Source organism: Isachenkonia alkalipeptolytica (assembly GCF_009910325.1).
In the GTDB taxonomy this organism is placed as follows: Bacteria; Bacillota; Clostridia; order Peptostreptococcales; family T1SED10-28; genus Isachenkonia; species Isachenkonia alkalipeptolytica.
Genome location: NZ_SUMG01000042.1, coordinates 1 through 5,643, shown reverse-complemented (window position 1 = coordinate 5,643; position 5,643 = coordinate 1). Strand labels below are relative to the sequence as shown.

Here is a 5,643-nt window from a genome sequence, read left to right as displayed (position 1 = left end):
GCGTATGACATTGGCATAACTTCTACATAAAACCGTGGGGCACACGGGGTTAGCTCGCTTATGCTGTAGCCGGTAGGCTACTCGAACGAGAAGCCCCCACTTCTATAAGTGGTGGGAGTATGTCACGGAATTGATTCTTAGTTGATTTTTATCAGGGAAGGAGGAAGACAAATGATTATTAAGGGCAAGTATAATGAAGCCAAGGTGTTCAGCGATGAGCTGGAAGAACAGACCAAGGATCAGATTCAAACCCTATGCGATCAGTGGTTTTTAAAGGATGCCAAAATCCGGGTGATGCCCGATGCCCATGCGGGTATGGGATCCACCATCGGAACCACCCTAACGGTTACGGACAAGGTCGTGCCCAATCTGGTGGGCGTGGATATCGGCTGTGGCATGCTGACGATTCCCATAGGCAAAAAGGAAGTGGACTTAAGAAAACTGGATATGTATATCCGCGGGAACATTCCCAGCGGTTTTAAAAACCACAAAAAGCCTCAGACCGATTATGTTAAGGAAATTAAGAGTCTTAGGGCACTCTCCGCCTTGGATAAAAGTGCGGAGGAGTTTAACAAGGCCCTGGGCAGTCTCGGAGGGGGAAACCATTTTATTGAAATAGACCGGGATGACCAGGGGGAGCAGTATCTGGTTTTTCATAGCGGCAGCCGGAATTTAGGGAATCAGATTGCAAGACACTACCAGAAAATGGCCCAGAACAATCTAAAGGATCAGAGGGAAGTCCCTAAAGACCTTTGTTACCTTGAGGGGAAACAGTTGGAGGATTATTTGCATGATATGGATGTCATCCAACGCTATGGTAAAGTGAATCGGGAAGTGATGGCCAGGAAAGTCCTGGAGGAGTTTTTCAACCGGCCCTTTGTTTTGGAGGAAAGTTTTCATACCATTCATAATTACATTGACTTGAAGGATAAAATTCTAAGAAAAGGGGCCATATCGGCGAAAAAAGGGGAGAAGGTGTTGATCCCCATCAATATGAAAGACGGCAGTCTTCTAGGAGAGGGACTCGGGAATGAAGACTGGAATTATTCGGCCCCCCACGGGGCGGGAAGGCTGATGAGCCGAAAAGAGGCGAAACGTCAGCTATCCATGGAGGCCTTTAAGCAGTCTATGAAAGGGGTGTATTCCTCTTCAGTGTCTTCGAAGACCATTGACGAAGCCCCCATGGCTTATAAACCCATAGAAGAAATACTAAAGCATATTCACCCTACCCTGGTGATCCTGAAACACCTGAAACCCATATATAATTTTAAGGCGAGCTGATGGAGGAAGGGGGAGAGCCCCCGGCAGTACTTAAGTCGGGGGTTGATCTTTCAAAGCGTGTAATAATCAGGTATAATAAGTATTGGATACAATTGTACTGCGATAGAAAATAATGAAACGGGAGGACTATCCATGGATTATTGGCCTTTTTTTTGGTTTATTTTAGGACTGTTACTGATAATTAAGGGGAGCGACTGGTTTGTAGAAGGGGCCGTGTGGATTGCAAGGGCCCTGAAGGTTTCCGACATTATGATCGGAGCAACCTTGGTCAGTCTCTGTACAACTTTACCCGAGGCGATGGTATCGACGAACTCCGCACTGAAGGGAAATACGGATATGGCCATGGGAAATGTTCTGGGATCCATTGCCTTTAATTCCGGCGTGGTGCTGGCCATAATTCTGATTTTCACCCAACCGAAAATCCGGTATGCTAAAAATCTTAAAAAGAATAGTAAAGAACTCCTTTTTTTAATCGGTGCTGTGTTTCTTTTAGGACTGGTATTCGGTGAAATCCACCGCTTTGCAGGAATTTTGCTTCTTATTTATCTTGGGGTTTACTTGCTAAGAAACGTGGTGGAAGCTCGAAGGATTCAGCGGGAGGAAAGACTGGAAAGGGAAACCGGTGAGCCTGAGAAGGCAAAAAAGGTTAAGCCGGGGAAAAAAGAGGTACTGCACTCCGTCCTTATTTTCACCCTGGGCCTGGGAATGACCGTGTTGGGAGCGGAGCTGCTGGTAAACAACGGAGAGATCATCGCCCAGCGTCTAGGGGTGCCGGATTTGATTATCGGCCTTACCATGACCTCCGTGGGCACCTCCCTACCGGAGCTGGTTACCGCCATTTCCGCCATAAGAAAAAAAGCCCAGGATTTATCCGTGGGCAATATTATGGGGGCTAATATTTTAAATATTATTTTAGTAATCGGAATCATGGCCACCATAGAACCGGTGACCATGAATCTAAGCATTCTAAGCTTTCATCTTCCCTTCGCCCTGTTTATTACCGTGACCATTATGATTTTTGTTCACAGCCGAAAAAAACAGCTGACGAAGAACATGGGGCGGTCATTGTTAGGATTTTACGGAATTTACCTGGCGGGGATTTTACTCACGACCCTTTAACAGCTCCTCGATGGTGCCATGGGTTTCATAGCCCTCTTTAAAGGTTACAAGATTTGCCGGTTCTCCGTCCAGGGCTTTAGCCAATTCCCCGGCGATTCTTTCCGTGGTGTTTTCGTCCTCTGCAGGGAGCTGTTTTAAAATTTCATCCTTTTGAGCAATCCAAATATGCCGCCAGTTTCTCAGGGCGATGACCCCTTTTTCTCCAATAAGAGTCAGGGAGAGGAAATCTTCCCGGCCCACATCACAGAGTCCGTTGATTAAAACGTTGACCCCGTTGGAAAGGCATCCCGTGGCCAAAAGCTCCCGCTCTGAAAGCTCTTCATCCCCGGGATACTTTATTTGGGAGTGGATATCAAAAATATTGCCGTAAAAGCGGTGGATTAATTGAATGTAATGGGTGAAAACCTCCCGGGTAAATCCTCCTTGCTCCTTGGTATCGATCCAGGGATTTTGCTGCCAGTGGCGGGGCCATTCCGCAAAATATCCTATAAGCTCCACTCGGCGAAGCTTACCGATGAAATTTTCCTGGATCAAATTTTCCGCTTTTTTAACCGCATTGGAATAGGGCAGGGGGAAGTTCATTGCATTGATAATTCTTTTTTCCTGGGCTCCGGTATACAGTTCTAAGGCTTCTTTTGTGGAATTGGCCAGAGGCTTTTCGCAGAAGAAGGCTTTTCCCGATTGGATGATGTTCATTCCGATTTCGTGGTGGTGTTTCGGGGGCACGGCTAAATAAACCAAATCCACCAAAGCGTTATCAAGGATCTGCTGGTAATGATCCACCATGGTCAGATCATATTTTTCTCCCATTTCCTTCAGTCGATCAGGGTTATTATCGGTAATCTGGATAATTCGAAACCTGGGATTTTGGTTAAAGGTTTTAATTAACCGCTCTCCTACGACACCGACACCAATAATACCTACGTTATAAACATTTTTCATAAACACACCTCACTTTAACATTTTTGGGAAAGGATTTTGAATATTCCGATGATAGGTGTATTATCTCATAATTTTTACCAAAGGTCAATTTTAAATAACCTTAGGAAAGTGCTATTTCTTAAGGGGTATAGTATAATAAAAGGAGATATTCAAAAGGAAAGGAGCCGGTTTTATGGAGAATTATCGAAGGATCACCTTGAATAAAGAAGGGGAAGACTACCTGTATCAGCAACTGGCCCGGCAGCTGATGGAAATGATGGAGGAAAAAGTGATTAAAGGAGAGGAACGGCTCCCTTCCATCAAGACATTCGCCGAGTTTTTAGGGGTGAATATCGCTACGGTGGTCAGAGCCTATGAAGTCTTGGAAGAAAAGGATTACATCTTAAAAAAGTCGGGAAGCGGATGCTTTGTAAAGTCCCGGGAGGAAAGAATTCTTAATTTCGCCAGCGGCACCCCCTCCTATGATTTCTTTCCCATCGAGGATTTTAAAAAAATCATTAATCATGTAATGGATAAGGACGGAGCCAAAGCCTTTGAATATACCCAGGGTCAAGGGGATCCGGAGCTGCGCAGGGAACTGCGGTTATACATTCAAAAATATAACATTCAAAGCCACGAGGAACAGATTCATGTGATTTCCGGGGCCCAGCAGGGAATTGATCTGATCGCTAAAGCCCTGCTTTCCCAAAGGGATACGGTGATTATTGAAAACCCCTCCTACACCGGAGCCATTGGAGCCTTTAAATCCAAAGGGGTTCGGTTGAAGGGAGTTCCTATAAAAAACGACGGGATCGATCTTAAAAAGTTGGAAGAAACCATAAAACAAACAACCCCTAAACTATTATATGTGATGCCGAATTTTCAAAATCCTACGGGAACCTCCTACAGCAGTTATCAAAAGAACAAACTCCTGGCTTTGGCCAAGGAATATGATTTTTATATTTTAGAGGATGATTATTTAAGCGATTTGAGCTTCTATTCCCAGGACAACAGAACCCTCAAAAGCATGGATAAGGAAAACAAAGTGATTTATTTAAAGAGTTTCTCGAAGATCTTTATGCCCGGTCTTCGCTTGGGATTTTTAGTGGTGCCCGAGGAACTTCAGTCCTCCCTGCGGGAAGCTAAGCTGATTTCCGATATCTCCACTTCCGGACTGCTACAGCGGGCCCTGAAGGAGTATATGGGTCAAGGGCTTTGGGGGAAGCATATTGAGGCTCTGAAAAATCTTTATCAAAAACGTTTTGACCTGGCGATGAAAGAAATTTCTGCACAAATGCCTGGAAATGTGAAATTCACCTTTCCCAAAGGGGGTCTGAACTTCTGGTTTGAGCTTCCCGAAGGAATGAGGGAGCAGGAATTTATCAGCCAGTTGGAAGCTATGAATATCATTGTGGCTCCGGGACATCTGTTTTTTCATGAACCCTCCCATAAGTCTTATTTCCGTATGAGTATTGCCAATGTGGAGGATAAGGATATCCCCCGGGGGATGGAAAAGATTACGACACTGATTCGATGGGAATCAGCAGAGAGAAAGAAGGTTAAAGATCCCCTGATTCTGTAAAAGTTGGTTGAGCCCCTTCTAAAATGTTTACTTACTGAAAAACCGGGCAAGTATATACTATATAAAAATTATAGAATGAGGTGGTTTAATGAAAATTTATACAAAAACCGGAGATAAAGGAAAGACCAGTTTATTTGATGATACCCGGGTGGATAAAGACTCCATAAGGGTGGAAAGCTATGGAACCATTGATGAGCTGAATTCCAGCATCGGACTTGCCAGAAGTTTTATCAAGGATGAGGAAATCCGTCAAATTCTTTTCGATATTCAACGAAGTCTCTTCGATGTGGCGGGGGAGCTGGCTACCACAAAGGGAAAAGATTTTCCGGAAAAAATCGAAGAAAAGGACATTAAGCATTTAGAGGGGATCATTGATTATTATCTGGAAAAGATGACAAAGGAAGAAAAGTCCATGTTCATTGTTCCCGGGTCTAATCAGGAAAGTGCCGCCCTGCATATGGCAAGGACCATTTGTCGCCGGGGAGAAAGAAGGATGCTTACCCTCAGCAAGGAAGCGGAAATTCGCATGGAGGTTATCCGCTACGTCAATCGTCTGTCGGATGTTCTTTATGCAATCGCCCGGTTCTTGGAAACCAACCTATCCTATGTGGATTTTAACCGCAATGCCGAGAAGTCTCCCTCCTCTTAGCCTTCCTTACTCACAAAGTGAGCGCGTAGGTGGGAGATGAATCGGTGGTTTTGACCTTGAAAAGTGGGTATGAATAAATCAGTAGATTAAG

General features: G+C 44.7%; 5 protein-coding genes. 4 read left to right on the top strand and 1 reads right to left on the bottom strand.

Going from position 1 to position 5,643, the window contains the following annotated elements; translation table 11 throughout:
- Positions 1-171 precede the first annotated feature (171 nt).
- A complete protein-coding gene (locus ISALK_RS14550; RefSeq protein ID WP_160723588.1) occupies positions 172-1,281 on the top strand; it encodes an RtcB family protein in 1,110 nt (369 codons plus the stop codon).
- A 132-nt stretch (positions 1,282-1,413) separates the two neighbouring features.
- Positions 1,414-2,400, top strand: coding sequence for a calcium/sodium antiporter (locus ISALK_RS14545; protein WP_160723586.1), 987 nt, complete (start codon positions 1,414-1,416; stop codon positions 2,398-2,400).
- Here the strand turns inward: ISALK_RS14545 and ISALK_RS14540 are convergent.
- A complete protein-coding gene (locus tag ISALK_RS14540; RefSeq protein WP_160723584.1) occupies positions 2,383-3,342 on the bottom strand; it encodes a Gfo/Idh/MocA family protein in 960 nt (319 codons plus the stop codon). The two genes, ISALK_RS14545 and ISALK_RS14540, sit on opposite strands and share 18 nt — an antisense overlap.
- Positions 3,343-3,514: 172 nt before the next feature.
- Between ISALK_RS14540 and pdxR the strand changes: the two genes are divergently transcribed.
- Positions 3,515-4,903 (top strand): MocR-like pyridoxine biosynthesis transcription factor PdxR, encoded by a 1,389-nt coding sequence (pdxR, locus tag ISALK_RS14535; RefSeq protein ID WP_160723582.1) that lies wholly within the window; start codon positions 3,515-3,517, stop codon positions 4,901-4,903.
- Positions 4,904-4,991: 88 nt separating this feature from the next.
- Positions 4,992-5,552 (top strand): cob(I)yrinic acid a,c-diamide adenosyltransferase, encoded by a 561-nt coding sequence (locus ISALK_RS14530; protein ID WP_160723580.1) that lies wholly within the window; start codon positions 4,992-4,994, stop codon positions 5,550-5,552.
- The last annotated feature ends 91 nt before the right edge of the window (positions 5,553-5,643 follow it).